The organism is Streptomyces sp. NPDC002088 (genome assembly GCF_040296605.1).
Lineage (GTDB): Bacteria > Actinomycetota > Actinomycetes > Streptomycetales > Streptomycetaceae > Streptomyces.
Map to the genome: position 1 here is coordinate 524,536 of NZ_JBEOXO010000003.1, position 23,036 is coordinate 547,571.

The 23,036-nt window shown below is 71.2% G+C and carries 21 protein-coding genes and 2 pseudogenes; 12 read left to right on the forward strand and 11 right to left on the reverse strand.

Annotation, left to right across the window (positions count from 1 at the left end; translation table 11 throughout):
- Positions 1–104 precede the first annotated feature (104 nt).
- Positions 105–1,127 (forward strand): WxL protein peptidoglycan domain-containing protein, encoded by a 1,023-nt coding sequence (locus tag ABT114_RS09590; protein ID WP_351140562.1) that lies wholly within the window; start codon positions 105–107, stop codon positions 1,125–1,127.
- On the opposite strand, the gene ABT114_RS09595 is transcribed toward ABT114_RS09590, so the two are convergent.
- The gene (locus ABT114_RS09595; protein WP_351140379.1) at positions 1,021–1,359 is read right to left on the reverse strand and encodes a P-II family nitrogen regulator; all 339 of its coding nucleotides are present in this window, start codon (positions 1,357–1,359) and stop codon (positions 1,021–1,023) included. The two genes, ABT114_RS09590 and ABT114_RS09595, sit on opposite strands and share 107 nt — an antisense overlap.
- Positions 1,356–2,666: an ammonium transporter gene (locus ABT114_RS09600; RefSeq protein ID WP_351140381.1), complete on the reverse strand. Its 1,311-nt coding sequence runs from the start codon at positions 2,664–2,666 to the stop codon at positions 1,356–1,358. The genes ABT114_RS09595 and ABT114_RS09600 overlap by 4 nt, the downstream gene beginning before the upstream one ends.
- Positions 2,667–2,831: 165 nt before the next feature.
- Here ABT114_RS09600 and era point away from each other — a divergent pair, with 165 nt between their 5' ends.
- Positions 2,832–3,794, forward strand: coding sequence for a GTPase Era (era, locus tag ABT114_RS09605; RefSeq protein ID WP_351140383.1), 963 nt, complete (start codon positions 2,832–2,834; stop codon positions 3,792–3,794).
- A 31-nt stretch (positions 3,795–3,825) separates the two neighbouring features.
- On the opposite strand, the gene ABT114_RS09610 is transcribed toward era, so the two are convergent.
- Genes ABT114_RS09610 through ABT114_RS09625 form a run of 4 tightly spaced genes read right to left on the reverse strand, consistent with a single transcriptional unit; the run spans position 3,826 to position 7,859 of the window.
- Entirely contained in the window at positions 3,826–5,121 is a 1,296-nt protein-coding gene (locus ABT114_RS09610; protein ID WP_351140385.1) for an MFS transporter, read from the reverse strand.
- A complete protein-coding gene (locus ABT114_RS09615) occupies positions 5,118–6,452 on the reverse strand; it encodes a GH1 family beta-glucosidase (RefSeq protein ID WP_502988236.1) in 1,335 nt (444 codons plus the stop codon). The genes ABT114_RS09610 and ABT114_RS09615 overlap by 4 nt, the downstream gene beginning before the upstream one ends.
- A 54-nt stretch (positions 6,453–6,506) precedes the next feature.
- Entirely contained in the window at positions 6,507–6,773 is a 267-nt protein-coding gene (locus ABT114_RS09620; protein ID WP_351140389.1) for a protealysin inhibitor emfourin, read from the reverse strand.
- Positions 6,774–6,794: 21 nt separating this feature from the next.
- The gene (locus tag ABT114_RS09625; RefSeq protein WP_351140391.1) at positions 6,795–7,859 is read right to left on the reverse strand and encodes a M4 family metallopeptidase; all 1,065 of its coding nucleotides are present in this window, start codon (positions 7,857–7,859) and stop codon (positions 6,795–6,797) included.
- A 331-nt stretch (positions 7,860–8,190) separates the two neighbouring features.
- On the opposite strand from ABT114_RS09625, the gene leuA reads away from it, so the two are divergent.
- The 6 genes from leuA to ABT114_RS09655 all read left to right on the forward strand — a co-directional run bounded on the left by leuA (position 8,191) and on the right by ABT114_RS09655 (position 16,200).
- A complete protein-coding gene (gene leuA, locus ABT114_RS09630) occupies positions 8,191–9,912 on the forward strand; it encodes a 2-isopropylmalate synthase (RefSeq protein WP_351140393.1) in 1,722 nt (573 codons plus the stop codon).
- A gap of 186 nt (positions 9,913–10,098) precedes the next feature.
- Positions 10,099–10,794, forward strand: a complete 696-nt coding sequence (locus ABT114_RS09635; protein WP_351140395.1) for a TerB family tellurite resistance protein — start codon at positions 10,099–10,101, stop codon at positions 10,792–10,794.
- 174 nt (positions 10,795–10,968) lie between these two features.
- A complete protein-coding gene (locus ABT114_RS09640; RefSeq protein ID WP_351140397.1) occupies positions 10,969–13,044 on the forward strand; it encodes an MMPL family transporter in 2,076 nt (691 codons plus the stop codon).
- 54 nt (positions 13,045–13,098) lie between these two features.
- The gene (locus ABT114_RS09645; protein WP_351140399.1) at positions 13,099–14,310 is read left to right on the forward strand and encodes a sensor histidine kinase; all 1,212 of its coding nucleotides are present in this window, start codon (positions 13,099–13,101) and stop codon (positions 14,308–14,310) included.
- Complete coding sequence (locus ABT114_RS09650) at positions 14,307–14,969, forward strand: response regulator (protein WP_351140401.1); 663 nt, start codon at positions 14,307–14,309, stop codon at positions 14,967–14,969. The genes ABT114_RS09645 and ABT114_RS09650 overlap by 4 nt, the downstream gene beginning before the upstream one ends.
- Positions 14,970–15,018: 49 nt before the next feature.
- A complete protein-coding gene (locus ABT114_RS09655) occupies positions 15,019–16,200 on the forward strand; it encodes a sialidase family protein (RefSeq protein WP_351140403.1) in 1,182 nt (393 codons plus the stop codon).
- 38 nt (positions 16,201–16,238) lie between these two features.
- Here the strand turns inward: ABT114_RS09655 and ABT114_RS09660 are convergent, their stop codons facing one another.
- Both ABT114_RS09660 and ABT114_RS09665 read right to left on the reverse strand, forming a co-directional pair.
- Positions 16,239–17,174: a dihydrodipicolinate synthase family protein gene (locus ABT114_RS09660; protein ID WP_351140405.1), complete on the reverse strand. Its 936-nt coding sequence runs from the start codon at positions 17,172–17,174 to the stop codon at positions 16,239–16,241.
- Positions 17,171–17,395 (reverse strand): annotated as a pseudogene (locus ABT114_RS09665) (oligopeptide/dipeptide ABC transporter ATP-binding protein); the annotation flags it as partial. The pseudogene ABT114_RS09665 and the gene ABT114_RS09660, both read right to left, overlap by 4 nt.
- A gap of 34 nt (positions 17,396–17,429) precedes the next feature.
- Between ABT114_RS09665 and ABT114_RS09670 the strand changes: the two are divergent.
- Positions 17,430–17,572 (forward strand): annotated as a pseudogene (locus ABT114_RS09670) (FCD domain-containing protein); the annotation flags it as partial.
- Here ABT114_RS09670 and ABT114_RS09675 read toward each other — a convergent pair.
- A complete protein-coding gene (locus ABT114_RS09675) occupies positions 17,569–18,519 on the reverse strand; it encodes a hypothetical protein (protein ID WP_351140407.1) in 951 nt (316 codons plus the stop codon). The pseudogene ABT114_RS09670 and the gene ABT114_RS09675 sit on opposite strands and share 4 nt — an antisense overlap.
- The gene (locus tag ABT114_RS09680; RefSeq protein ID WP_351140409.1) at positions 18,516–19,064 is read right to left on the reverse strand and encodes a SigE family RNA polymerase sigma factor; all 549 of its coding nucleotides are present in this window, start codon (positions 19,062–19,064) and stop codon (positions 18,516–18,518) included. The genes ABT114_RS09675 and ABT114_RS09680 overlap by 4 nt, the downstream gene beginning before the upstream one ends.
- A gap of 80 nt (positions 19,065–19,144) precedes the next feature.
- Between ABT114_RS09680 and ABT114_RS09685 the strand changes: the two genes are divergently transcribed.
- Positions 19,145–19,636, forward strand: a complete 492-nt coding sequence (locus tag ABT114_RS09685; RefSeq protein WP_351140411.1) for a phosphatase domain-containing protein — start codon at positions 19,145–19,147, stop codon at positions 19,634–19,636.
- A 93-nt stretch (positions 19,637–19,729) separates the two neighbouring features.
- Here ABT114_RS09685 and ABT114_RS09690 read toward each other — a convergent pair whose 3' ends face one another.
- Positions 19,730–20,182 carry a GNAT family N-acetyltransferase gene (locus ABT114_RS09690; RefSeq protein ID WP_351140413.1) on the reverse strand — a complete coding sequence of 151 codons (453 nt, stop codon included), beginning with the start codon at positions 20,180–20,182 and terminating at the stop codon, positions 19,730–19,732.
- Between the two features lie 157 nt (positions 20,183–20,339).
- Between ABT114_RS09690 and ABT114_RS09695 the strand changes: the two genes are divergently transcribed.
- Both ABT114_RS09695 and ABT114_RS09700 read left to right on the forward strand, forming a co-directional pair.
- Positions 20,340–21,155, forward strand: coding sequence for an SCO2525 family SAM-dependent methyltransferase (locus ABT114_RS09695; RefSeq protein WP_351140415.1), 816 nt, complete (start codon positions 20,340–20,342; stop codon positions 21,153–21,155).
- Positions 21,156–21,195: 40 nt separating this feature from the next.
- Positions 21,196–23,034, forward strand: a complete 1,839-nt coding sequence (locus ABT114_RS09700) for an SCO2524 family protein (protein ID WP_351140417.1) — start codon at positions 21,196–21,198, stop codon at positions 23,032–23,034.
- Positions 23,035–23,036: the final 2 nt, after the last annotated feature.

The following is a 23,036-nucleotide window of genomic DNA, read 5'->3' on the forward strand; positions in this document are numbered from 1 at the left end:
CGGTGGCCGGGCGCCCGCCCCACAGGTCCGCACCCGCCCGTCCACCTCGACTCCGTTACGTCCGTGGGGGGTCCGCACCCATGTCCGCACCGATGTCCGCACCCATGCGCAAGCCGTACCGGTACGTCCTCCTCCTGCTCCTGAGCCTCTTCCTCGCCGTCACGGCCGCTCCCGCGCACGCCGCCGACAACGGCAGCTGGTCCGTCTACCCCGCCTCGTCGGCCGTCGCCGCGCGGCCCTACTTCTACCTCTCCGCCGACCCCGGCCAGACGATCGAGGACAAGGTCGTCGTCGCCAACAAGACCGGCCGGCCCCTGACCTTCCGCCTCTACGCGGCCGACGCCTACAACACCGACCGCGACGGCGGGTTCGCCGTGCGGGCCGCGAAGGAGCGGATGCGGGGCGTGGGCGCGTGGGCGAAGCCCGCGCGGTCCCGGGTCACCGTCCCCGCCCACAAGTCGGTCAGCGTGCCCTTCACGCTCCGCGTGCCGAAGGACGCCGAACCGGGCGACCACCCGGGAGCCGTCGTGGCGCTCGACGAGCGCGTCGACACCGGCGGCGGATCACTGGCCGTCGGGGTGCAGCGGGCCGTCGGCGCCCGCGTCTACCTGCGGGTGAGCGGACCCACCCTCCCCGCGATCTCCGTCGAGGACGTCCACGTCACCCACCACCAGCCCCTCGTCCCCGGCCTCGGCGACAGCACGGCGACGATCTCCTACACCCTGCACAACACCGGCAACGTCACCCTGGACCCGAAGGTGGAGCTGAGGGCGCGAGGCCTGTTCGGCCGTACGCTCCTCGCCCGCGAGCTGACGAAGATCCCCTCCGAGCTGCTGCCGGGGCAGCGTGTCCGGCTCAGCGAGCCCTGGCACGGCGCGCCCCAGCTCGACCGGGGCGACGTCACGCTGACGGCCAGCGCGCAGGACACCCGCGAATCGGCGAGCGCGTCGTTCTTCGCGCTGCCGTGGCTGGTGGTGGCGGTGGCGTTCGCCGTGGGGGTCGTCGGCGGGGTGCTGCTGGTCAGAGCGCGTCGGGTCCGCGCTCGCCGGTCCGTACCCGGACGACCGTCTCGACGGGCACCGCCCACACCTTCCCGTCCCCGATCTTCCCCGTCTGCGCGGCCCTGACGATCGCGTCGATGACGGCGTCCGAGTCGGCGTCCTCCACCACGACCTCGATACGGACCTTGGGCACCAGGTCGACCTGGTACTCGGCGCCGCGGTACACCTCGGTGTGGCCGCGCTGACGGCCGTAGCCGCTGGCCTCGGTGACGGTCAGACCGTGCACGCCGAGCTCCTGCAGGGCCGTCTTGACCTCGTCGAGGCGGTACGGCTTGATGATCGCGGTGATGAGCTTCATGCCTGGGGCTTGACCTTCTGGGCGGTGGGAAGGACGGAGTGGCCGACCGGGGCGCCGTGGCCCAGGACCCCGTGATCGTAAGCCGTCTCTGCGTGCACCGTAAGGTCCAGGCCGGTGTGCTCCTGCTCCTCGCTCGCGCGGAATCCGATCAGCCGGTCGAGCAGCTTGCCGATGCCGTACGTCACCGTGAAGGCGTACGCCGCCACGACCACCACGGCCACCAGCTGCTTGCCGAGCTGGGCGAGCCCGCCGCCGTAGAGGAGGCCCTCGGCTCCGCCGGTCATCTCGGCGGTGGCGAAGACGCCGATGAGGAGGGTGCCGATGATGCCGCCGACCAGGTGGACGCCGACGACGTCGAGGGAGTCGTCGTAGTTCAGCTTGAACTTCCAGCTCACCGCGTACGAGCAGACGACACCGGCGGCGAGGCCGACGACCAGCGCGCCGAGCAGGGAGACCGAGCCGCAGGAGGGGGTGATGGCGACCAGGCCAGCGACCGCGCCGGAGGCCGCGCCCAGGGTGGTGGGGTGGCCGTCGCGCCGCTGCTCCACGAAGAGCCAGCCGAGCAGGCCGGTGCTGCCGGCGGCGAGGGTGTTGAGGAAGGCGGCGGCGGCGAGCCCGTTCGCGCCGAGGGCCGAGCCGGCGTTGAAGCCGAACCAGCCGAACCAGAGGAGACCGGCGCCCAGCACCACCATGGGGAGGTTGTGCGGGCGCATCGCGTCCTTCTTGAAGCCCAGGCGGGGGCCGAGGACCAGGCAGAGGGCGAGACCGGAGGCGCCGGAGGTGATCTCGACGGGGAGTCCGCCGGCGAAGTCGAGGGCGCCGAGGTGGTCCAGGATCCAGCCGCCGGGGCCCCAGACCCAGTGGGCGACGGGAACGTATACCAGCAGCGCCCAGACGGGGACGAAGACCAGCCACGCCCCGAACTTCACCCGGTCCGCGATCGCGCCGCTGATCAGCGCGGCCGTGACGATCGCGAAGGTGAGCTGGAAGGTGGCGAAGAGGAGGGTGGGGACGGTGCCCTGGACGCTGTCGGGGCCCAGGCCGGACATGCCGGCGTGGTCGAGGCCGCCGATCAGTCCGCCCGCGATGTCGTCGCCGAAGGCGAGGGAGTACCCGGCCGCCAGCCATACGACCGTGACCAGGGCGATCGACACGAAGCTCATCATCAGCATGTTGAGGACGCTCTTCGTGCGGACCATGCCGCCGTAGAACAGGGCCAGGCCCGGGGTCATCAGCAGGACGAGGGCGGTGGCGGCGAGCAGCCAGGCGGTGTCGCCGGTGTCGATGCGCGCTTCGGCGAGGGTCACGGTGTCTCCAGCGAGGTGGGGGCTCGTCAGAGGGTCACCGGTGCGCGTTTCCGGTTGTGCACGGGTGTGTTTCGGCGGCGTTTCGTGTTGCTGGGTGGTTTCCGGAACCTCACCGTTGGCGGGTGGTTCGCGCTGCGTGCAGCGGGGGCTTGTGGATCAGGGAGAATGGGCGGCATGAGCGTTCGTACCCAGTCAACCGAACAGCCGGCCGAGGCCCCCCACCGCGCCGGCTTCGCCTGCTTCGTGGGCCGCCCCAACGCGGGCAAGTCCACCCTCACGAATGCTCTGGTCGGCCAGAAGGTGGCGATCACGGCGAACCAGCCGCAGACGACGCGGCACACGGTGCGCGGCATCGTGCACCGGCCGGATGCCCAGCTGATCCTGGTGGACACCCCCGGGCTGCACAAGCCGCGCACGCTGCTCGGCGAGCGGCTCAACGACGTCGTACGCACGACGTGGGCCGAGGTCGACGTGATCGGCTTCTGCTTGCCGGCGAACGAGAAGCTCGGTCCCGGTGACCGTTTCATCGCGAAGGAACTGGCGTCGATCAAGAAGACGCCGAAGATCGCGATCGTCACCAAGACCGACTTGGTGGACAGCAAGACGCTGGCCGAGCAGCTCATCGCGATCGACCAGCTCGGCGCGGAGCTCGGCTTCGAGTGGGCCGAGATCGTTCCGGTGTCGGCGGTCGGGGACAAGCAGGTCGACCTGCTCGCCGACCTGATCGTGCCGCTGCTGCCGGAGGGGCCCGCGCTCTACCCCGAGGGCGACCTGACGGACGAGCCCGAGCAGGTGATGGTGGCGGAGCTGATCCGCGAGGCGGCACTGGAGGGCGTACGCGACGAGCTCCCGCACTCCATCGCCGTGGTGGTGGAGGAGATGCTGCCGCGCGAGGACCGTCCCGCCGACAAGCCCCTCCTCGACATCCACGCCTTCGTCTACATCGAGCGGCCCAGCCAGAAGGGGATCATCATCGGCCCCAAGGGCAAGCGGCTCAAGGACGTCGGCATCAAGTCCCGCAAGCAGATCGAGGCGCTGCTGGGCACCCCGGTCTTCCTGGACCTGCACGTGAAGGTGGCGAAGGACTGGCAGCGGGACCCGAGGCAGCTCCGCAAGCTCGGCTTCTGAACCTTCGGACATCGGACCGGGCGGGCCGGTGTCAGTCCACCCCCCGAATCCGCCCCACCAGCCCCGCCCCCGCCAGCCCGATCACCGCCGCCACCAGGTACAGCACCTGGTAGCCGCCGAGATACGTCACGATCGGTGCGGCGAGGGCCGGGGCCGCCACCTGGGGGAGGGCGTTGGCGATGTTGATCACGCCGAGGTCCTTGCCTCGGTCGGCGGCCTTCGGGAGGACGTCCGTCATCAGGGCGAAGTCGACCGACGTGAAGACGCCGAAGCCGACTCCCAGGACCGCCGCCGCGACGATGGCTCCCGGCCAGGTCTGCCAGGCCGACAGGGCCGCTGTGGCCACCGCCATCAGGACGCCCGACCAGACCACGAACGGTTTGCGGCGGCCGACCCGGTCCGACCAGACGCCGCCGACGACGACCGTCGCGAGGAGCGTCAGGGCGTTCACCGCCGTGAGGATCAGGACGCCCTCGGCGGGGTCGGCGATGGGGGTCCCCCCGCTCGAGCGAAGCCGAGAGTGGGGGAGCAGGCGGTCCCGCAAGTAGTACAGCAGGTACAGGAGCACCAGCGCGTTGCTCAGGTTGATCAGGAAGCGGGTCAGCCAGGCCCAGGCCAGGTCCGGGTGGTGGCGCGGGCTCAGCCAGAAGCCCGTCAGGAAGCCGCGGAAGGACCACGCGGGGCGGTCCGCGGGAGACAGTCGTAGATCCTCGTAGCACAGGACGTACGGCAGTACGCCCAGCATCGTGAACACCGCGCACGCCACGTATCCGGCCCCGATCCCGCCCGCCGCCGTCGCCAGGCCCGTGCCGCCGACCACGCCCAGGATCTGGGCCGCGCCCAGCCAGCCGCCGACCGCGCCTCGTTGCAGCCGGGGCACGCGGTCGGGGACCGCTGCCGTGATCGCCGCGAAGGCCGCGTTCAGGGTCAGCTGGACCAGGCACCAGGCCGCCGTCATCGTCCACACGCCGCCCGCGCCCGCGAGCAGCAGCAGCGACAGCGCACCGCCCGCCGCCCCGGCCACGATCCACGGCGTACGGCGACCCCGGCGGGCCGTCGTACGGTCCGAGAGGGCGCCGAACAGCGGGTTGGCGAGCAGGGACACGACCGCGCCCACGCCCGTGACCCACGCCAGCATCGTCTCCTTCGACATTCCGGAGCCGGGCGCGAAGTCCTCCGACTGGGAAGCCAGCAGGATCTGAAGCGGGCCGAACCAGCCCACCCAGATCGCCCCGTTGGCGAGCGCGAGTGCCGCCGTCCAGCCCCGGCCGACCCGTTCGACGGGTTCGGCGTGAGCGTGAGCGGGCGAGGGCTCGGCGGGCGTCATCTCTGGGCCCGCAGCACGTCCCGGAACCAGGCGTACGACGCCTTCGGGGTCCTCGTCAGGGTCGCGGGATCGTCGAAGTCCACGTGGACCAGGCCGAAGCGGCGCGCGTAGCCCTCCGCCCACTCGAAGTTGTCCAGCAGCGACCACACGAAGTAGCCCCGTACGTCCACGCCCGCCTCCACCGCCCGGTGCAGCGCCCTCAGGTGGCCGTCCAGGTAGGCGATGCGGTCCTGGTCGTCGAGGCCCTCGTAGGAGCAGCCGTTCTCGGTGATGACGACGGGCGGGAGCCGGTCGCCGTAGCGCTCGTGGAAGGTGGTGAGCAGCTCCGTCAGGCCCTCCGGGACCACCGGCCAGCCGAAGTCCGTCACCGGGCGGTCCTCGATCTCCCGCACGGAGAAGGGGAGATCGGCCGGGAGCGTCAGACCGCCGAACTCGATCTCCGCGCCCTGTGGGGCGCCCACCTTCGTCGGGGCGTAGTAGTTGATGCCGTACCAGTCGATCGGTTCCGCGATGACCTTCAGGTCCGCTTCCACGTCCCCGGGCATCAGCTCGCCCAGGCCCTCGGGATACTGGCCCAGTAGCAGCGGCTCCGCGAACAGGCGGTTCAGCAGGAGGTCGTAGAAGCCGGCCGCCTCCAGGTCCGCCGGGTCCTGCGACGCCGGCCAGGTCGGGCCGTGCGAGTTGGCGATGCCGATGTCCGTGGCGCCGGCCGCGCGCAGGGCCCGTACGGCCAGACCGTGGGCCAGCAGCTGGTGGTGGGCGACCGGGAGCGCGTCGAAAAGGAGCCGCTTGCCGGGGGCGTGGGCGCCGAGGGCGTGGCCCAGCAGGGTGTGTTCCGCGGGCTCGTTGAGGGTGATCCACTTGGTGACGCGGTCACCGAGCCGCGCCGCGACCATCGACACGTACTCGGCGAACCGTGCCGCCGTGTCCCGGTCCAGCCAGTCCAGCTGTACCGGAAGGTCCCAGTGGAAGAGGGTCGGGACGGGGCGGACGCCCGCCGCGCACAGCTCGTCCACCAGGCGGTCGTAGAAGTCGAGGCCGTCTGGGGAGTTCACCCGCGGCCAGGAGACGGAGAAGCGGTACGCGTCCACACCCAGGCCGGCCAGGAGGGCCACGTCTTCGCGGTAGCGGTGGTAGTGGTCGCAGGCCACCGCCGCCGTCGAGCCGTCCTTCACCCGTCCCGGCTCGGCCGTGAACGTGTCCCACACGGATGGTTCGCGCTCGTCCGTGGCCCCCTCGATCTGGTGGGCCGAGGTCGAGACGCCCCACAGGAAGCCGTCCGGGGACGCCGGGAACTGAGGTATCGGGTTCGTCGCCATGGGCCGGATCATCCGTACCGGCGGTAACGGAAGTCAACGCCCGGGCGTGAACTGCCGGTTGAGCCCCTACGCCCCTTCCTTCAGTACCCGCGAGATCAGCTTCCGCTGTTCCTCCGTCAGACGGGGATCCGCCGCGTACACGGTCTTCCCGTCCACCGTGATCTCGTAGCTGAAACCGTCCGGCACTCCGATGGGCGGCGTGCCCCGGCCGGCGGCGTGTGCCTGTTCGGCCAGGGCCTGCCACTCGTGGGCATCGGGCCGCCCCGAGGTGTCCACCTCGGCGTACCGCTCGATGCCCGCGAATCCGCCCGTGCGCCTCACTTGAATACGCATGGGTCCCTGTCTAGTACGGAACTAGAGGGCGCGCACCCCGACCTGCTCCCAGGCCTTCAGTACCGCCTGGAGCTCCTCGCCCTCGCCGTACCGCGCCCGCGCCGCGGACACCGTGAGCGTGGCGAAGTCGGCGAACTGCGCGTCCTTCTCCAGCTCGCCGCCGGTCAGCACGTCGTACCAGACCTGACCCGCCCGCTCCCAGGCGTGGCCGCCGAGGGCGGTGGCGGCGAGGTAGAAGGCGTGGTTGGGGATGCCGGAGTTGATGTGGACGCCGCCGTTGTCGCGCTTGGTGTCCACGAAGTCGTCCATGGTCGCGGGCTGCGGGTCCTTGCCGAGGACGTCGTCGTCGTACGCCGTGCCCGGCTCCTTCATCGAGCGCAGCGCGACGCCGGTGACGCGCGGGGCGAGGAGCCCCGCGCCGATCAGCCAGTCGGCCTCGGCGGCGGTCTGGCCGAGCGTGTACTGCTTGATGAGCGAGCCGAAGACGTCGGACAGCGACTCGTTGAGCGCGCCGGGCTGGCCGAAGTAAGTGAGGTTGGCCGTGTACTGCGTGACGCCGTGGGTGAGTTCGTGCCCGATGACGTCGACCGGGATGGTGAAGTCGAGGAAGATCTCACCGTCACCGTCGCCGAACACCATCTGCTCGCCGTTCCAGAACGCGTTGTTGTAGTCCGTGTCGTAGTGCACGGTCGCGTCCAGCGGCAGGCCGTTGCCGTCGATCGAGTTGCGCTGGTACGCGCTCAGGTACAGCTCGAAGGTGGCGCCCAGGCCCGCGTACGCGCGGTTGACCGTGGCGTCCTTGCTGGGCTTGTCGCTCTCGCCGCGCACCTTCTTGCCGGGCAGGTCCGTGCGGTGGCGGGCGTCGTAGATCGTGCGCTGCGGCTTGTCGGCCTCGACCGCCGGGGCGACGGCTGGGGCGCCCACGACGGTGGTCAGCCGGCGGCGGGTGCGCTCGAGGGCGTCGCGCTCCAGGGAGCGGCGGGCGGGGCCGGAGAGCGCGGGGTCCTCGTGCTGGGCGAGCTTGTCGAGAACGTGCGGCGGGATGATCGTGCAGAAGACGGGCTCGGAGCCCCCGTGTGTCGTCATGCCCGGCACCCTTGCACTGCGTTATCCCGCTGTCACCACCCGCAACCATGATTGGTGAATGCGGGGGCAAAGGGCCCCAGCTGTCGTCACGGAGTGGTATAGAGCACTTTTTGTCCCATTTTGTTCTCCATGTCCCGCCGGTCCCGCATACTGGAACAGGCCCGCGCATCCGGTGCGGCTCGGCTAAGCTGCGGAGCATCATGCGTTTCGGGCTGCTTCTCCTTAGCTGCCGCGGCGAGGGCCTGTAGTCGAGGCCGACTCCCTCCCCGCGGAGCTTGGCGTTGCGTCGTCGGCCGTCCCGTCGGACACCTTCTCGAGGAGCCCACGCATCATGGCGAACCGCCAGCAGCCCAGTTCCATGCCGATCCACAAGTACGGCCGCTACGAGCAGGTCGACATCCCGGACCGCACCTGGCCCCAGAAGCGGATCACCGTAGCCCCCCGCTGGCTCTCCACCGACCTGCGCGACGGCAACCAGGCCCTGATCGACCCCATGTCGCCCGAGCGCAAGCGCCGGATGTTCGACCAGCTGGTCAAGATGGGCTACAAGGAGATCGAGGTCGGCTTCCCGGCCTCCGGCCAGACCGACTTCGACTTCGTGCGCTCGATCATCGAGGACGAGGGCGCGATCCCGGACGACGTGACGATCTCCGTGCTGACCCAGGCGCGTGAGGACCTGATCGAGCGGACGGTGGAGTCCCTGAAGGGCGCCCGCCGCGCCACCGTGCACCTGTACAACGCCACCGCCCCGGTCTTCCGCCGGGTCGTCTTCCGCGGCTCCAAGGACGAGATCAAGCAGATCGCCGTCGACGGCACGCGGCTGGTCGTGGAGTACGCGGAGAAGCTGCTGGGCCCGGAGACGGAGTTCGGCTACCAGTACAGCCCCGAGATCTTCACCGACACCGAGCTGGACTTCGCCCTGGAGGTCTGCGAGGCGGTCATGGACGTCTGGCAGCCCGGCCCGGGCCGCGAGATCATCCTGAACCTGCCCGCGACGGTCGAGCGCTCGACGCCCTCCACGCACGCGGACCGCTTCGAGTGGATGCACCGCAACCTCTCCCGCCGAGAGCACGTCTGCCTGTCCATCCACCCCCACAACGACCGTGGCACCGCAGTCGCCGCTGCCGAGCTGGCCCTGATGGCCGGCGCCGACCGAGTCGAGGGCTGCCTCTTCGGCCAGGGCGAGCGCACCGGCAACGTCGACCTGGTCACCCTGGGCATGAACCTGTTCTCCCAGGGCGTCGACCCGCAGATCGACTTCTCCGACATCGACGAGATCCGTCGTACGTGGGAGTACTGCAACCAGATGGAGGTCCACCCGCGCCACCCGTACGTGGGCGACCTGGTCTACACGTCCTTCTCCGGCTCCCACCAGGACGCCATCAAGAAGGGCTTCGACGCCATGGAGGCCGACGCGGCGGCTCGCGGGGTCACGGTCGACGACATCGAGTGGGCGGTCCCGTACCTGCCGATCGACCCGAAGGACGTCGGCCGCTCCTACGAGGCCGTCATCCGAGTCAACTCCCAGTCCGGCAAGGGCGGTATCGCGTACGTCCTGAAGAACGACCACAAGCTGGACCTGCCGCGCCGGATGCAGATCGAGTTCTCGAAGATCATCCAGGCGAAGACGGACGCCGAGGGCGGCGAGGTCACGCCGAAGGACATCTGGGCGACCTTCCAGGACGAGTACCTGCCCAATGCCGGCAACCCGTGGGGCCGCATCCAGGTCAGGACCGGACAGACCACGACGGACAAGGACGGCGTGGACACGCTCACCGTCGAGGCCGAGGTGGACGGCGTCGAGACGACTCTGGTCGGCTCCGGCAACGGCCCGATCTCCGCGTTCTTCCACGCGCTGAGCGGCATCGGCGTCGACGCGCGCCTGCTGGACTACCAGGAGCACACGATGAGCGAGGGCGCCTCCGCGCAGGCCGCCTCGTACATCGAGTGCGCGATCGGCGACAAGGTTCTGTGGGGCATCGGCATCGACGCGAACACGACGCGTGCGTCGCTGAAGGCGGTCGTCTCCGCCGTGAACCGCGCGACCCGCTAGACCCCCTCTGACCGGGTACTTCGGGGCCCTGACCGCCTTTCACGGCGGTCAGGGCCCCGTCGTTTTCCGGCCATCCGACCGTGGAGGTCACGGAAAGGTCTCGTCCGGGGTACTGACGCCACCTCACCGATGTGGCTAACATCACGCAAGCGCGGCGATGTTGCCGTGGCGTTACGGAGGTGCGACGTGCTGCCAGTACGGGGACGAAACGGCCGGGCCACCAGGCTTGCGCGCATCCTGGGCACACGTACCGCGTGGACGCCGGTCGGCGACGGCGAGTTCTTCTGCCCCGGCTGCGGGGGCGACCGCAACTACCAGCGCCTCACCGGCCGACGGCGCTTCACCCTCCTGGGCGTGCCCGTACTGCCGCGCGGCGAGACCGGCCCGGTCGTCGAGTGCGCGGCCTGCCGCCACCACTTCGGCGCCGACGTCCTCGACCATCCGACGACCACCCGTTTCTCGGCGATGCTCCGCGACGCCGTCCACACCGTCGCCCTCGCCGTCCTGGCCGCCGGCGGCAGCTGCGCCCGTACGTCCCTGGAGGCCGCCGCGGTCACGGTCCGCGCGGCCGGCTTCGAGGACTGCACGGAGGACCAGCTCGGCGCCCTCGTCGAGGCCCTCGCGGCGGACACCGGCCGCGTCCTCGGCCCGCCCTGCGGCGCCGGCCTCGCCATAGAACTCCACGAGGCCCTGGACCCGCTCACCCCCCACCTCGCCCCGGTCGGCCGCGAGTCGATCCTCCTCCAGGGCGCCGGAATCGCCCTCGCCGACGGCCCCTACACCCCCGCCGAGCGGGACGTCCTCGCGACGGTCGGCGCGGCGCTGGCGATCTGCGCGGACGACGTGAGCCGGTTGCTGGCGGCGGCGCGGACGCCGTCGTAGCGGGCCTGGGGACGGGGACTGCTCTGCGCCGTTACTCCCCAGGGAGTAACGCGCCCGCGCGGTCACCTCACGCAGTACGCCCGAACTCGCCCTCGCGCGCGACGCTTCGCGCCTCCCGCGCCGGAAGTCTGGAACCCGTAACCAGACATCCGTGCCGGAGGGAGGGCCCGTTCCATGGGGGCCGGAGACACAAGTACGCGGGCGCGGCGACGAGCCGTGCCCTGGCTGGTGCTCGCGTTGTGGGTCGGGGTGCTGGCGGTCGTGGGGCCGTTCGCGGCGAAGCTCGCCGACGTGCAGCACAACGGGGTCACCGACTATCTGCCCGCGAGCGCCGACTCGACCCAGGTCGCCAAGCTCCAGGAACAGTTGCCGGGCGGCCAGACCACCGAGCTGGTGCTGGTCTACCACCGCGACCGCGGGCTGACCGCAGCCGACCGGGCCGCCGCACAGAGGCAGGTCGCCGAGGTCGCCGGACGGCACGCGCTGACCGGGACTCCGCGGGGGATTCCGTCGAAGGACGGGACTTCCTTGATGTACCCGGTCGCCACCAACGAGCCCGGCACCGACGAGGACAAGCGGGACGCCCTCGTCGAGGACGTACGCCAAGTCGCCCACAGCGAGGGCGGGTTGACGGTCGAGGTGGGCGGGGCGGGCGCGCTGGCCACCGACGCGGGCAAGGTCTACCAGTCGCTCGGCGGACCGCTGCTCTACACCACCGTCGGTGTCGTCGCCGTCCTGCTGATCCTCATCTACCGCAGCCCGGTGCTGTGGCTGGTGCCGCTCGTCGTGGCCGGCATCGCCGATTTCCTGTCCATGGGTGTCGCCTACGGCCTCAACCAGGCCTTCGGAACCTCGGTGTCGGGGCAGAGCTCGGGCATCATGACCATCCTCGTCTTCGGCGCCGGCACCGACTACGCCCTGCTGCTCGTCTCCCGCTACCGGGAGGAGCTGCGGCGCGTGGAGCGGCCGTACGACGCCATGCGGGCCGCGCTGCGCGGCTGCGGGCCCGCCGTGCTCGCCTCCTCCGGGACCGTCGCCGTCGGGCTGCTGTGCCTGCTCGCCGCCGACCTCAACTCCAACCGGGGGATGGGGCCGCTGGGCACCGTCGGGGTGCTGTGCGCGCTCGTCGCGATGCTGACGCTGCTGCCCGCGCTCCTCGTCCTGCTGGGCCGCCGGGTGTTCTGGCCGCTCGTGCCCGCCTACGGCAGCACGCCCAAGGCGCGCCGGTCGCTGTTCGCCGCGATGGGTACCTCGGCGGGACGGCGCCCGCTGACCGTGCTGGCCGGCGGAGCCGTGCTGCTCGGCGCGCTGGCGCTGGGCGCGCTGAACCTGCCCGGCGCGGTCAAGCAGCAGGACTCCTTCGTCGACCGGCCCGAGTCGGTCGCCGCCATGGAGACCCTCGCCGAGGCCTACCCCGAGCGGTCCGCCCAGCCCATGGACGTGCTCACCCCAGCCGACCGGGCCGACGCCACGCTCGCGGCGATCCGCGGCACGCAGGGCGTCGCGGGCGCGCAGAAGGGGCGTACCGGAGACGGCTGGACCGAGATCTCCGTGACCGCCGCGGCGCCGCCGCAGTCGGCGGGCGAGACCGCCACCATCGAGCGGCTGCGGCACGACCTCGACGACTCCTACGTCGGCGGACCCAGTGCCCAGCAGATCGACCTGGTGGACACCAACGCCCGCGACCGGCTCATCGTCGTGCCGATCGTCCTCGTCTCCGTCCTGCTGATCCTGATCGTCCTGCTGCGGTCGCTCGTCGCGCCGCTGATGCTCGTCGCCGCCGTGGTCGCGGTGTGGGGCGCGGCGCTCGGCATCGGCGGACTCGTGTTCGGGCCGGTGTTCGGCTTCGAGGGCACGGATCCGGGGCTGGGCCTGCTGTCCTTCGTGTTCCTGGTCGCCCTCGGCGTCGACTACGGGATCTTCCTCATGCACCGGATGCGGGAGGAGTCGACGCGGGGCGCGGAACCGGTCGCCGCCGCGCTGACCGCGCTGCGCACGACGGGCGGGGTCATCGCCTCGGCGGGCCTGGTCCTCGCCGCGACCTTCGCCGTGCTCACCAACATGGGGCTCGTGCAACTCGTCGAGCTCGGCTTCGTGATCGCGGTCGGCGTGCTGCTGGACACGTTCCTCGTGCGGACCTACCTGGTGACCAGCGCGAGCGTGGCGCTGGGACGGAAGGTGTGGTGGCCGGGCCGGCTGTCGCGGACGCCCGATCCGGTACCGCCGGAGAGGCAACCGGAGCCCGTGTGACCGCCGGGCGCCCCTCCCTGCCGGAGGGGCGCCCTCCTACCGGAAGATGAACCCGTGCAGGCAACCACCACGGCGCCGCCCCGCCGCAGCGAGCGGATCATGGCGGTGATCAACCGCGACCCCCGGACCGCCCCGCACGCCACCCGCAACGACGCGTGGCTGGCGGCGGCCGTCGCCGTGCTCGGCGTGGCGATCGCGCTGTTCACCGACGACGGGCGCCGCCCCGACGCGCTCGGCTGGATCCTCCTGCTCGCCGTCCCCGTGCCCCTGGTGTGGCGACGGCGCCGCCCACTGCTCGCCCTGGCCCTGGTCGTGGCCCTCGTCGTGCCCTACCACGCCCTCGACAACAACCACGCGGCCCCGACCCCGGCCTCGTACATAGCGCTCTACACCCTCGCCGTCACCGGCCGGCCACTGCGCACCGTGCTGACGGGCATGACCGTCCTCGGCATCTCGGTGAGCGTCATGCTCACGGTCAACACCCACCAAGCCGTCGAACTGCTGCGGATCTCCGGCTGGGTGATCGCGGTGCTCTTCCTCGGCGTCGACGTCCGCTACTACCGCCAGTACGTCGCCGCGATCGTCGAACGCGCCGAACGCGCCGAACGCACCCGCGAGGAGGAGGCCCGCCGGCGCGTCGCGGAGGAGCGCCTGCGCATCGCGCGCGACCTGCACGACCTGCTCGCGCACAGCATCACCCTCATCGGCGTCCAGACGTCGGTGGCCGCGCACGTCCTCGCCGCCGACCCGGACCGCCTCGACCGTACGGCCGTCGCCCAGGCCCTCGACGACATCGCCGAGACCTGCCGGACGGCACGCGGTGAGCTGCGTACGACCCTTGAGGTGCTCCGCGAACACGACTCACCGGACGCCCGCGGCCCCCTGCCCGGCCTGCACGGCCTGCCCGACCTCGCGGAGGCCGCCCGGCTCGCGGGGGCGAAGGTCGAACTGTCCGTGACGGCCCACGAGGCGCCGCCCGCCGTCGGGGCCGCCGCCTACCGGATCGTGCAGGAGGCGCTCACCAACGCGGTGCGCCACGGCGGCCGGGACGACCTCACCGTGCGGGTGCGCGTGTACGACGGTCAGGGCGCCCTCCGAGTGAACGTCACCGACGACGGGGCGGGCGCAGCCGCCGGCACCCCCGGCTTCGGGCTCGTCGGGATGCGGGAACGGGCGCGCAGCGTGGGCGGAACCGTGACGGCGGGACCCGGCGCCGCCGGGGGCTTCGAGGTGACGGCGCTGCTGCCGCTGGGAGGAACCGAATGACGATCCGCGTGCTGCTCGCCGACGACCAGACCCTCGTACGGGCCGCGTTCGCGATGCTCGTCGAGTCGGCACGGGACATGGAGGTCGTCGGGCAGGCGGGCACGGGCCGGGAGGCCGTCGAGCTGGCCCGTACCCGGCGCGCCGACCTGGTCGTGATGGACATCCGCATGCCCGACCTGGACGGCATCGAGGCGACCCGGCTGATCGCGGCGGACGAGGACCTGGCGGGCGTGAAGGTCCTGGTCCTCACCACGTACGACACGGACGAGAACATCGTCGAGGCGCTGCGCGCCGGCGCCTCCGGCTTCCTGGTGAAGGACACCCGTCCGGCCGAACTCCTCGACGCCATCCGCACGGTGGCGGCCGGGGAGGCGCTGCTCTCGCCGGGGCCGACGGCCCGGCTGATCGCACGGTTCCTGCGCAGCCCCTCGGCGCCGGTGACGGGCGGACCGGAGTGCCTCTCCGACCGTGAGCGGGAGGTACTCACCCTCGTCGCGCGCGGGCTCAACAACACCGAGGTCGCCGAGGCGTTGGGGCTGAGCCCGCTGACCGCGAAGACCCATGTCAGCCGGATCATGGGGAAGCTGGGGGCGCGGGACCGGGCGCAGCTGGTCGTCGTGGCGTACGAGTCGGGGATGGTGACACCGGGGAGCATGTGACGGACAGGTCGGCGTCCCGTGCGGGACGACACCCCCGTAAGGGAGAGCGATGACCCCCCTCAGCCGCACACTCCTGGCCACCGCCGCGCTCCTCACCCCGTTCACGATCACGACCCAGGCCGCCTCCGCCACCCCCGGCTGCACCTCCTCCGTGCCGTACGTCTCGGGCGAGGGCGGCTACGACACGTACCGCATCCCCGCCACGGTCACCACGCGCCGGGGCACGGTCCTCGCCTTCGCCGAGGGCAGACACAGTGGCGCGGGCGACACCGGCGACATCGATGTCGTCCTGCGCCGTTCCGCCGACGGCGGCTGCACCTGGGGCCCGATGACCGTCGTCGCCGCCGGGGACGGGGACACGCGGGGGAACCCGGCGCCGGTGGTCGATCCGCGTACCGGTGCGGTCGTGCTGCTCACCTCCTACAACAGCGGTGCCGTGACCGAGGCGCAGATCATGCGCGGGAAGGTCACGCCGAAGCAGGGCCGGCGGGTGTTCGTGCAGCGCAGTGGGGACGACGGGCGCCACTTCACGCCTCCCCGCGACATCACGGCCGAGGTGAAGCCGGCCGGCTGGCGCTGGTACGCGACCGGGCCCGGTCATGCGGTCGCCCTCACCCGGGGGCCGCACGCGGGCCGGCTGGTCGTTCCCGCCAACCACTCCGCGGCCCCGCCCGCCGGATCGGCCGACACGGGGCGGGAGGCCAGGTACTACGGGGCGCACGCGCTCTACAGCGACGACGGCGGCCGCAGCTGGCGGCTCGGTTTCGTGGACGACTCCTACGACGGCGTGAGCAACTCCAACGAGTCCAGCGCGGCACAACTCCCCGACGGACGCCTGTACGTCAGCTCCCGGGACCAGAACGGCACGAGCGTCGGCAACCGCCTCGACAGCTACTCCCGCGACGGTGCGGAGACCCTGTCCCGGCCCTACGCCGTGCAGCGCACGCTGAACGATGTGCCGGTGGTCGAGGGGAGCGTCCTCCAAGTCCAGGGTTCCGGGGCGCCGTTGCTGTTCTCCGGCCCGTCCGTGCCGACCGCCCGGCAGGCCATGGCGATCTGGCGGAGCGTGAACGGTGGGAGGAGCTTCAAGAAGGTGGTGACGTTGTCGGGGGAGCGGACGGCGTACTCGGATCTGGTGCAGGTGGGGCGGGGCACGGTCGGGGTGCTGTACGAGACGGGGGTGGCGGGGGCGTACGAGAGAATCGAGTTCCGGCGGGTGGGGGTCGGCTGAGGCTGAATCGAGGCCCTCCGGCGTCTGAAAAATCCCCGCTACAGCAATCCCGCCGTCGCCAGGAACTTCCCCACCCGCTCCACCTCCGCCGCCGACAACGCCACCTGCGGCTCCGCCGTGACCGGACAGTCGATCACCCCCCGCAGATGCAGCGCCGCCTTGAACGCCCCCAGCGCCGACGAACTGCCCCCCATCCGCCCGGGATCCCCCACCCTCACCATCCCGAACAGTCCGCACAACCGCTCCTGTTCGGCCCGCGCCGGCGACCATTCACCGCCTCGGCAGAGCCGGTCGAGGCGGACGTAACCGTGCGGGTCGACGTTCGCGAGCCCGGGCACCGCCCCGTCCGCGCCCAGCGCGAGCGCGGAGTCGACGATGAGCTCGGAGCCGGTCAGGACGCCGAAGCCGGTGATGCCGGGGTGGGCGCGGGCGCCGGTCACGACCTCGCGGAAGGCGGCCAGGTCGCCGCTGGAGTCCTTGAGGCCGGCCAGCACGCCGTCCGCGGCCAGCTGAAGGACGAGGTCGGCGGGGAGCTTGGTGTGGACGGCGCTCGGGAGGTCGTAGGCCACGACGGGGACCGGACTGGCGGCCGCGACGAGACGGTAGTGGCGGTCGATCTCCGCCGGGTGGGTGCGGGTGTAGAAGGGGGCGGTCACCACGACCCCGTCCGCGCCCGCCTCCGTCACCGACCTCACGTGGTCCAGTACGCGCGGCGTCGTCATGTCGATCGCGCCCGCCAGCACCGGGAGCCGGCCGGCGGCGTGTGCCACCACCGCCTCCACGACCAGCCGTCGCTGCCGGTCCGTCAGGTACGCCGCCTCCGACGTCGAACCGAGCACGAACAGCCCGTGCACCCCGCCCTCCACCAGGTGGTCGACCAGCCTGAGGAGCGAGGGGACGTCCACCTCGCGGTCCGGTGTCAGGGGTGTGCAGACGGGTGGAACGACACCGGTCAGCGGGGCGGGGATCGTCATGAAGGCTCCATGGGGTGCTGGCTCTGACGCACGAGGTCGAGCGTCGACCTGTCCTCCTTCACAGGATGGTGACAGCGGTGCCGGTGTCCCGGGACCGACGCGGCCGAGAAGTCCGGCAGGACGGACGCGCACACCTCGTCCGCCTTCCAGCAGCGGGTGCGGAACGGGCAGCCGCTCGGCGGGCGGGTCGCCGACGGGACCGGGCCGGTCAGCGGGATCGGGTGGGAGGAGGCGGGCCACCCCGACGCCCCCGGCCCCTCGCCCGGGCTCACCGTCCGCCGCCACCGCGACATCGTGACCGCGCTGCGCGCCCGCGATGTCGAGGGCGCGCAGCGCGCGATGGCCGTCCACTCCGCGGGATCGAGGCGCGGGCGGGCCGGCCGTACGGCAACGGCTAGGGCAAGGTCTTCTGGTAGTACTTGTCCTGGTTGGAGTCGTACACGAGCTTGCCGGCGGCGTCGTAGCCCTTGATGTGCGGAGCCTTCGTGACCTGCTGGTTCAGGGTGCCGTAGGCGACGAACCAGCCGTGGTCCAGGGCGGTCTCGCCGGTGCTGCCGCCGTAGGAGACGGTCACCTTGGCCACCGAGGGGTCGACCGTGCCGATGATGCCCCAGCGGAACGGGAGCTTCCAGTTGCCGCGGTCGAGGAACGACTGCTGGTACAGCTTGCCGCTGTTGATGTCGGCGAACACGGCACCGGCGTCCTCCGGGGCGTCGTTGCCCACGCTGGTGTTGAGGCCCTGCGCCTCGCCGTCCTTGATGGTGCAGATCAGCCGGACCGGCTTCGGAGTCGCGTCCTTCTTGACCGCGACGACAAAGATGCCGTCACCGGGCGCGTTGGAGTCGCCGGTGCTGTGCATCGCCAGGATGATCCGGTAGTCCGAGGCCTTCCCCAGGCCCGTCGCACCGGGGCTGTGCACGCCCGCCCGGTTGTAGGCGACGCACTTCTCCAGCCCGTCCGAGGCCTGCGCCCAGGTGATCCCGTCCATCAACTGGCCCGCCGTGACCGGCCGCGCGGCCTCCGGCACGGTCGCGGACGGCGTCGGCGTGGGACTCGGCGGGGCACTGACGGACGGCCGGGGCGCCGCCGTGTCCGACGTCCCGCTGCCGCCCAGCGCGTACGCCCCCACGGGCAGCGCGGCCAGCGTCACCAGCGCCGCCCCGGCCACCGCCACCCGCCGGCGCCGTTCGAGCACGCCTTGGCGCCGGATCGCGGGATACGGCACCGGCGACGGCCGGACGGTGTACGCGTCCTCGGCGAGCAGCCCGCGCACCTGCTCCTCGAAGTCGAAGTCCAAGCCGAAGCCGCAGTCCCCTTCGGCCGGCTGCCTCTGTTCCTCGCTCACCTGCTGCCTCCCTGCCCGGACGACGTACGGCTGCGCTCCGGTCCGTCCATGACCTGCCCCAGCCCCGGATACCTGCGCAATTTCGCCAGCGCCTTGGACGCCTGGCTCTTGACCGTGCCGGGCGAGCAGCCGAGCACGTCGGCGACCTCCGCCTCCGACAGGTCCTCCCAGTAGCGCATGACCACCACCGCCCGCTGCCGGGGCGGCAGCTCCGCCAGCGCGGCGAGCAGGGCGCCGCGCTCGTCGACCCGCCCCACCGCCTCGTCCCGCCCCGCCCGCTCCGGCGGCACCGAGGTCAGCGCCTCGGCGACGCGCCGCTTGCGGAAGCGGTCGCTGTTGCAGCTGACGAGCATCCGGCGGACGTATGCCTCCGGGTTGTCGCTGCGCGAGACGCGCCGCCACGACCGGTACGCCTTCGCCAGCGCCGTCTGCGTCAGGTCCTCGGCGTGGTGCGCGTCGCCCGTGAGCAGATACGCGGTCCGCACCAGACGTGACCACCGCGCTCTGACGAATTCCTCGTACTGGGCCTCTTTATCGGCCTGCATCAAGCACCCTCCTCGCCCACCAGACCACCGGTTCGGCGGATTCGGTTGCCCGGTCCGCGCGATCGGGTTCGAATGGGCCGGTGGCGAAGGACGAAGGGTGGCACGAGGAGCACCCCGGCGTGCTGCGCCTGCCGTCCGGGCGCCTGATCCGGGGTCGTGGCCTGCGCCGGATCCCCGGGCAGGGGTTCGTACCCCCCTCGTACGGCGTCTACCTCCTCGGCCGGCGGCCCCCCGAGGTGCCCTGGGAGTCCCGCTGGATCCGCTGGCCGGACTTCCGGCTCCCCTCGGACCGCGCGGCGGCCCGCTCGGCGCTCGCGGAGGCGTGGCGGCGGGCGGCGGCCGAGCGGGTGGAGATCGCCTGCGGCGGCGGACGCGGACGCACCGGGACGGCGCTGGCCTGTGTGGCGGTACTGGACGGGGTGCCGGCGGAGGAGGCGGTGGCGTTCGTCCGTCGGCACTACGACCGGCACGCGGTCGAGACGCCCTGGCAAAGGCGCTACGTACGGCGGTTCGGGGACCCGGGCCCGGACTCGGGCCCGGCTGGCTCAGGGACGGTGGCCGCGGAAGCGTAGCTTCCAAGGCCTCAAGGACCGCCCGGACGACCCGAGTTCGGGTCGGCACGGGGAGCCGGAGGTGGCGTTCCAGGTCCTGGCGCGGGCCTGCGCTCAGAGGGAGAGCGTCATGAGCAGGCGGTGCTGATGGGGGCCGAAGTAGTCCTTGCGGGGCGCGCCTTCCGGTACGAAGCCCAGCGAGCGGTAGAGCAGAACGGCCGTGTCGTTGCCGGGCTCGACGGTGAGCCAGACCTCCTTCACGCCCTCGGAGCGCAGGTGGTCCAGGATCTCGGACATCATCCTGCGGCCCAGCCCCTGGCCCTGGAGGCCCGGGGTGATGGCGAGGCTGAGTATCCAGCTGAGGTCGTCGTTCGGCGCGGTGGCGAGCACGTAGCCGAGGAGGCTCGCGCCGTCGTCCAGGACGAGCATGTGGTCGCCGTACGCGTCGAGGAACTGCCGCAGGACGAAGTAGGGGTACGGCCCGGAGGGGAAGGCCTCCGTGTCCAGGCGGACCAGTTCCGGCAGATCCGCTTCGGTGACCGCTCTGATCTGCAGAAGAGGAGGCATGTCGTCCCCTTGTGGAGGATTCAAAGATGCATACCAATGATGCGATATGCATACCGACTGGGATGGGCGCGTATGTTTCCCTATCATTGCCTGACGCCTTCTGGTCATTCAAGGTGGGAACAGGACTTGACTTGATTGGCTGGCACGCTTCGTGGGCGTGGTGCGCTACATTGAGCCAATGACCTCGGGATCGCCAACTGGCGCGGATAAGCTGAACGCTGATGTCGACTGGGACAAATTTGACCCTCAGGAATACATCAGCCGCAACTACCTCGCGCTTCATCCCGATGACAAGCTGATCCTGTCGATCGTCCGCGATCACTTCGGTGATCATTTCCGGAGGAATCCGGGTCGCGTCCGTTCCGGTATCGATGTGGGTGCGGGGCCGAACCTCTACCCCGCCTTCACCATGCTTCCCTGGTGCGACGCCATCACTCAGTACGAGTGGTCGGCCGCCAACGTGGCCTATCTGGGTGAGCAGCGCCTCGACTACGCCCCCACCTGGAACCCGTTCTGGGACGTCCTGTGCGAGGGCGAGGGCGGCGAGGGGTACGCCGGGCTCGGCCCGAACCCCAGGGAGCGGTTCAGGGACGCCGTCACCGTCAGGCCCGGGAACCTGTACGACCTCGGCCGCCCGGGTGCCGACGGCGAAGTGGAACGCTGGGCGATGGGCACGATGTTCTTCGTCGCGGAGTCGATCACCGAGTCGCGCGAGGAGTTCGCACGCGGTGTCGCCTGCTTCATGGACGCCCTGGAACCGGGTGCTCCGTTCGCCGTCGCATTCATGGAGAATTCCCGCGGATATCCCGTGGGCGGGGAGGAATTTCCGGCGAGCTATGTCGGTGCCGTGGAGATCCGGAACCTGCTGAAGGGCTTCGCGAGCGATGTCGATCCCATGCACATCGGTAAACCGGACGATCTCCGCGACGGCTACACGGGAATGATCCTGGCCTGCGGTCACCGGAACGACTGACTTCGGTCGCTTTTCGCACCTGTGTGAGGGGGCATGGGGAATGCAGATCAGACCGCGCCTGCAGCTTCTCGACGTATGGCAGGCCGTCGCCGGCCACTCCTTCCGGGGTGGCGAATGGAGCTGGGGTGAATGGGGGGCCCGCAGCAGCGTCGCCGATGCCGAACGCTTGCTCTGCCTCATGTATCCCGCCACCGAGATTCCCGAATTCGGCCTGGACAATCCCGACACCACCCAGGAGGACGTGGAGAAGGCCCTCAAAGAGGTGGGGGACGCCACGGAGATTCCCGGGAACCTGGTCCGGGTGCTCAATGACTTCATGGGAAAGCATCACGGCGGCGACCTCGGTCCCACGTTCGCCGGCGGCTACTACTTCCAGCCGGAGGACCCCGAGCAGGAACTCACCAAGGAGCAGCGGGAATTCGGGGTCGTCGACTCCTTCTCGATGTCCGTCACCCTGTGCCTCGCCACCCTCGGTTTCCTCCGGGTCTACCGGACGAGAACAACCCGCCCCGAGACGCAGAAACTGATCCAGGGGCTCTGGGACACGACCAGCCAGCGGCTCACCTCCGCCATGGTGAGCCTGCTGCGCTCCTTCACCGTCAACGTCTTCGACGTCGAGTCCTCCCAGGGACAGGCCATGTGCCGCCTCCTCGGCCGGGGGCGGCTGTCCGACCGGGTGGTCCTCCAGCGGTTCCAGGACCGCTTCAAGGCCCTGCGCGCCGTCATTGGCGAGAGCCTGATCCTCGGCGTCGACGTCGAGGAACAACTCCGCAACGAAAACCGCCTGTTCGAGTGCGGCTGGGCCTGGAGCCTGGTCAGGGACGCCCCCGAGGTGGAGACCACCGACGACATCGGCGGCCAGCCCGAAGGTGTCGCGGACGCCGTCCCCTACCTCTACTTCACCGTCGTCGCGCTCGACGGTATCCAGGACCTGTTCTCCGACCGCACCCTCACCCTCGCCCTGCTCAACCCCGAACAGCAGCGACTGGCCGAGGCGTTGCGGCTGCGGTGGGAGATCAGCCAGCAGTACTGGTCCGGCATCGCCCGCTTCGGGGACGACCGCTGGCCCCTGGAGGACATCCCCTGGCGGACCACGGGCCAGCAGCTGGAGTCGGAGTACTTCTCGCTCTGCGTGGCCTCCATCCTCGTCCACGACCTGGTCCGCCGCCGGGCCACCGACGACGACCTCGCCCGCACCGTCGACGTCATGGAGCGCCTCGCCGAACGCGGCCGCATCACCAGCCGGGCCACCGACGACGACCCGGCGGTCCGCCTGCACAACCCGGGCGTCTCCCTGCCCCTGCTCGGCAGCGACCGCCAGGGCCCGGCCATGCAGTGGGCCATGACGGACTTCTCGGCGCAACTGCTCAAGCGGACCATCCAGCTGTGCTCCCTGTCCCGCAACCTCGCCTCCCGCGACCGGCTGCTCCAGCTCGCCGAGGACATCCTCGGCCACCTGTGGCGACGGCGCGTCAGCGAGGGCGAGGGAAGCGGCCTGTGGGACAACGTCCACGCGGCCTACCCCAGTTCGGAGGAGCGCACCGGACCGCTGTCCTGGAGCATCACCGAGCGCGTCACCGAGTGCATGGTCGCCGCGTCCCAGCTCTACCTCCAGCCCCCGATCCGCAGCGCCGACCTGACTGCCCTCGCCCGGGCCCTGCTCAGCGAAGCCACCCACCTCCTCGGCAAGGAACAGATGAAGCCCGCCCCGCCGACCAAGAGCCAGGAGGGCGAGGAGCTGAAGAGCGTCGAGGCGGACCTGCGCCGCGCCCGCCTGGTCCTCGACAACCAACCGGGCACCTCCTGCGCCCTCGCCTACGGAGTGCTGCGCAGGCTCGACATCCTGGCCCGGGCCAGGGGCACCGGCTCGGGGGTGTGAAC